This window comes from Robbsia andropogonis, from assembly GCF_000970345.1.
Taxonomy (GTDB): Bacteria; Pseudomonadota; Gammaproteobacteria; order Burkholderiales; family Burkholderiaceae; genus Robbsia; species Robbsia andropogonis.
This window is the reverse complement of record NZ_LAQU01000086.1, coordinates 1-4492: the sequence shown is the minus strand read 5'-3', so window position 1 is coordinate 4492 and position 4492 is coordinate 1. Positions and strand designations below refer to the sequence as shown.

Below are 4492 nucleotides of genomic sequence, written 5' to 3'. Positions count from 1 at the left end.
TTCACAGCGACACGACCAAATGAGAAATGGGTCACGGACGTGACCGAGTTCCGCGTTGGGGGTAAAAAGTTGTACCTCTCCCCAGTCCTGGACCTCTACAATGGTGAGATTGTGGCCTATGAATCGAGCATTCGTCCGGACTTCTCGATGGTCATGGGGATGCTTAAAAAGGCGGTGAAGGCACGCGGGAAGACGGCCAAGCCACTTCTGCATTCGGACCAGGGTTGGCACTATCGAATGCCCCTGTACCAAGCTGAGTTGGCACGGCGGGGTATCACGCAAAGCATGTCGCGAAAAGGCAATTGCTTCGACAATGCGGCGATGGAAAGTTTCTTCGGCACGTTAAAGGCGGAGCGCTTCCATCTGAGCGAATTCGCCGACATCGATGCGTTACGCGCGAGTTTGAAAGAGTATATTCACTATTACAATCAGCAACGTATCAAGGTCAAGCTTGGTGGCTTGAGTCCTGTTGACTATCGGATTCGGGCGGGAATCTGCTGACGTTAAACCGTCCAACGTTCGGGGGTCAGTTCAAATCCGGGGCGATTCAGGCTTACGATAAGTTAGAACACGAACCCGCCCTGAATCGCCCGTTCTCGTTCGATCACATACATTTGGGGCCTCAGTATTTCACGTTCATCGTTAAGCCTCGACTGCGGCACGACTCGCTTGCACGTGGGGAACGACGCAAGTAACGCCTCGGCGCGATCTCTAACGGTTGGCTCGAATTCAGGGTGCGATAAGATGTACATGACGTTATTACGAATCCCATGAAGCACCCATTCACCAGCCTCCAAGGCATCCATGCATGGACCGTCGGCGCCCGGTTGAAGGCACCGTTCACGCAGGCCGTCCGGAAATCCGATCTCCTTCGACCCAGGCACGAGGCCACTCGCCGACAGGTGTTTAGGCCGGTTACGATCGGAGTGGCGAATGTTACTGTTTACGCCTCCTGGGCAATACACCGATACGCCGATGTTGGTATCGTATAGTTCAGTTCGCAGACCTTCCATCATTCCAACCACGGCGAATTTCGTTGCTGAATAAACGCTCGCCTTTGCAACAACGAGCCCTCCCATGGATGATGTGCTAACAACGTGACCACCTTCGTCGTGGGCACGAATCAAAGGAAGGAAAGCCCGAATCCCGTTGAAAACGCCGTCGATATTCACACTCGTCATCCAATCCCAGTCATCGAATGTGGCATCGACTAAACCGGTGATCATTCCCACAGCGGCGTTATTGACTAGCACGTGAACCTTTCCGAACCGGCGAACAGTCTCATCCGCAGCCTGTGCCATGCCGGGTCGATCAGTCACATCGACATTGATAGCATGCACCATGTGTTCTTTACCGCGGAAAAAGCCCATTGCTTGTTCCAGGTGCGGCTGCGTCCGATAGGAAAACGCGACCTTCATACCGGCGTTGACGAATGCTCGTGCGACGCCTAGGCCGATTCCACTGCTACCGCCAGTGATAAACGCGATCTTGCCCTCGACATCACGCATCGACGTATGCACCTGAGTCATCTTAGCTTTCTCCTCGTCCTATGGCCCGCCATCACGGCATGGTACTAAGCGCGGCGACTATATCCCACCATCAACGATCATATTAATTCCTGTAATGAAATCCGCGCGTGGGCTAGAAAGAAAGCAAACCGCTGCAGCGATGTCCTCGGGTCTGCCAACGCGGCCCGTACTTTGGCGAAAAATATTGAGGGCTAGCTCCCGCTCATGCGCAGACCATTCCTCGCCAAAGCCCGCGCCGCGAGCGATGTTGACGAGTTCGGCGTCGGAACCGGGAGTATGGATGATGCCGGCGCTGATAGCATTCGACGTCACCCCGCTACCGGCCATGCTTCGCGAGAGGGAACGTGAAAGGTTGATTTCCGCAGCCTTAGCCGCCTGGTAATCCGGGAAGTTGGGCGGCTGGTGCAGCGCGATGGCGCTGGCAATTTGTATAATGCGCCCCCAGCCACGCTCAGCCATCGTCGGCGCCAAAGCGTTGATGAGGGTTACTGTGGATACGACGTTCTGCTTGTATGTTTCGATCCAGTTCGCACCCTTGTTGCCGAGCCAACCTAGTTGAGACCATCCCTCATGCCGCCCTCCGGCATTATTCACAAGAATATCCACACCACCGAGGGCAAGGACATCGTCCGCGATGGCCTGGGCCTGCGCCTCGTTCATCAGATCACCAAGTACTTCAAAGGCGGTTCCGCCCGCAGACCGAATCTCCATGGCAGTCTTACGCGTGCGCGCCGCATCCCGTCCATGAACGATAACTTCCGCGCCTTCCTTTGCCAGCTCGAGAGCAACACTTCTCCCGATACCCGAACTGCTTCCAGTGACGAGGCAGCGCTTGCCTTGAAGGTCTAGTTGCATAAAAATCCTTTTTTAGCCAAAAAATCGAACTTTTTCTGTCTAGAAATTAAAAATCATCCGGCTCTTCTCAAGCAGCAATTGATGCACGCTGGGCTTTGTCAACGCCAGGAACAGCTGCGGCGAATCCACCCAACGGGGGCAGCCCCATCAGCTGGCGCCCACTGATTTCCGATGCAGGATCCAGTCGCGTGGAACCATGAGTTAAAGCGACGCGTATATCGCGCGCATAGCGTTGGATAGGGTTTTTCAAACTCACTGTGAACGACCCGAGGGCAATCTGGATCATATCGACCGCCGCCCCACAAACATTACCAGCGTGCACAAAATCCATCATAATCTCAGCTTCTTCCGCCGGCGTGAAAGCAGAAGAAGCAATCGCCTTGCGATCTATATAATCAGCGCGAGAGAAGATCAGTGCCTCGGCAGCATTGATCATCGCCTTTGTCTTTCCTGCGACGACCTGGATAGAGGGGGTCTCGGCCAATGTGTTATATGGCAGATTAAATGGCTTTTTGGAAGCGCACTGTTCTACAAAACACTCGTAGGCACCACGCGCCATGCCGAGCGTGATCGCCATCGTCTCCATCGCCACAATAAGCATGAGGCCTAGACCATCCAGCTGATAACCCAGTCCCTAAAACGGTTGCGTAAATTGCCCAGATTTTCAGGCAAATTAGCTAGATCCGCGAAACGAGGCTCTGGCACGAACACATCTTCCTTCACAACAATACTATTGCTAGACGAGCCGCAAAGGCCCATTACGTTCCAGTCGTCCACAATCTCATATTGGCCTCGCTCCAGAAGTATCATTCCTCGAACGTCGTCGACCTGGGCGCCCACGACCAGGAAAGCGGCATGCTTACAGCCACTTGCAAAGCCCCATTTTCCTCCGCTTTCGACGACATAGCCCCCATCAACGCGGCGAGCGCGCTGAATGCGATCTGAAAAAAGAGAAGCACTGGCTACCACCGGTCCTTGCCAATCTTGCACGCGCCGATAAACCTCCTCGACCGTCTTGTCCGGGAAAGTAAGCATAACGCGCGCGAATCCGGACGCAATCATGGAAACCCAACCTGCTGCGCCATCACCTTGTGCAATCCCAGAAATTATCTCCGCAAGATCGCGCGCGCCCAGCGCATAACCCCCAAATTTTTCCGGCACGGACAGCTTGAATGCGCCAGCTTTATCCAATGCTTCGAGCGTAGCCGGCGGCAGACACCCCAATTTCTCTCCTTCTGGAGCGTTTTCTCGAATGATCGGCACGAGATTAAGTACTGCATCTCGAATCTTCCGCCCCTTTTGAGAAGAAAACGCTGACTCATGTATGGATGTGTTGTCGACTCTGTTCATCACCGCCTCAACTGGGTAAATTGACTGCCACTTGACAGTTAAACTTATTTCGCCTTACAGGGAATCGAAAAACAAGGCGGCTTAATGTCCTTCACCATACTTCCGTGACACCCAGCGGAAGTATTTCCCGTATCTCGTCGAGGCTACGGATCTCACCGTCCGTAACCTTGAAAACCCCTGCCATATAAAAGGTGCCACAATCAGATCGATCCAAATGCGGCGCAGGATGGAAGTCAACGAGTACGAAGCTGACCACAATACCCAACCGACGATCCAAGATAGGGAAGCGCCGGTTGCGCGCTATTGGCCGCGCTGGCCGGGTCGCGTAGACGCAACTTGCCGGCGTATGCACCGCAGCATCGTCCGACAACAGAATTGAGAGGTTGTTGGTGATTTTCTTGCCGTTGTCGTATCGGTCGCAACGATAGGCGAACCGTGCAAGGCTCCCGTCGCTCTCTTGCAAAGCCGACCAATAGCTGTCCGCCACAGACTTCAACGTATCGCGCTCAGAGGACCGGTGTGGAGGAACAGGGGCGTCGTACAGCACATCGGGCTTGAGTAGTTGCTTAGCGTCCGCGAAATGCCCCACGCAGGCAGTGCTAATAACCTCCTCGACCTCGGAGAGGTGACCCTCGCTGAACTTCAGGCGCAGCGCGTAAGGCCTTATTTGCCCTTCCACCTCCGCCGCGCCGAAAGCAACCACCTCAGACTGGAAAGGATCGTCAAACAGCTGTAGCGACGGGAAGTCGTTGATTAGC

General features: G+C 54.4%; 6 protein-coding genes. 1 reads left to right on the top strand and 5 read right to left on the bottom strand.

From position 1 onward, the window contains the following. Positions 1-501: IS3 family transposase (locus tag WM40_RS25650; protein WP_046154438.1), on the top strand; the 501-nt coding region annotated here is incomplete at its 5' end. A 62-nt stretch (positions 502-563) separates the two neighbouring features. Here WM40_RS25650 and WM40_RS25645 read toward each other — a convergent pair. From WM40_RS25645 to WM40_RS25630, 5 genes are all read right to left on the bottom strand, one after another. Beyond that, positions 564-1508 carry an SDR family NAD(P)-dependent oxidoreductase gene (locus tag WM40_RS25645; protein WP_236693705.1) on the bottom strand — a complete coding sequence of 315 codons (945 nt, stop codon included), beginning with the start codon at positions 1506-1508 and terminating at the stop codon, positions 564-566. A 78-nt stretch (positions 1509-1586) separates the two neighbouring features. Then, entirely contained in the window at positions 1587-2384 is a 798-nt protein-coding gene (locus tag WM40_RS25640) for an SDR family NAD(P)-dependent oxidoreductase (protein ID WP_024906063.1), read from the bottom strand. A 67-nt stretch (positions 2385-2451) separates the two neighbouring features. Continuing rightward, positions 2452-2985, bottom strand: a complete 534-nt coding sequence (locus WM40_RS31860; protein ID WP_236693704.1) for an acyl-CoA dehydrogenase family protein — start codon at positions 2983-2985, stop codon at positions 2452-2454. Between the two features lie 5 nt (positions 2986-2990). Then, positions 2991-3734 (bottom strand): acyl-CoA dehydrogenase family protein, encoded by a 744-nt coding sequence (locus tag WM40_RS31855; protein WP_236693703.1) that lies wholly within the window; start codon positions 3732-3734, stop codon positions 2991-2993. A gap of 91 nt (positions 3735-3825) precedes the next feature. Continuing rightward, the coding region (locus tag WM40_RS25630; protein ID WP_046154437.1) for a hypothetical protein at positions 3826-4492 on the bottom strand (667 nt) is incomplete at its 5' end.